The organism is Chryseobacterium mucoviscidosis (genome assembly GCF_002177115.1).
Lineage (GTDB): Bacteria > Bacteroidota > Bacteroidia > Flavobacteriales > Weeksellaceae > Chryseobacterium > Chryseobacterium mucoviscidosis.
The window spans coordinates 1-280 of record NZ_MVAG01000036.1 but is presented as its reverse complement, the minus strand read 5'-3'; the positions used below and the strand labels follow the sequence as shown (position 1 = coordinate 280).

Below are 280 nucleotides of genomic sequence, written 5' to 3'. Positions count from 1 at the left end.
TTCTGGCAATCTCCGCGTAGCGCTGGTCGGCTATGAAATGGCTGTATTTAGGAAATGCCGTGAACTTTTTCGGCTTCGCTGCATTATAGCGGATCACGTGCGGCAGAAGGATGGCGTTTGCCCGTCCATGAGCGATCTGAAACTCGGCGCCAAGCTTATGGGCTAAGCTGTGGTTGATGCCGAGGAAGGCATTGGAAAATGCCATTCCGGCAATCGTTGATGCATTATGCACTTTTTCGCGGGCCAGCTCGTCGCTGCCGTTTTTGTATGCTCTTGGCAG

General features: G+C 52.9%; 1 pseudogene. It reads right to left on the bottom strand.

Features of this window, described 5'->3' with window-relative positions:
• Nucleotides 1-280, bottom strand: a pseudogene (locus tag B0E34_RS22615) (iron-containing alcohol dehydrogenase); the annotation flags it as partial.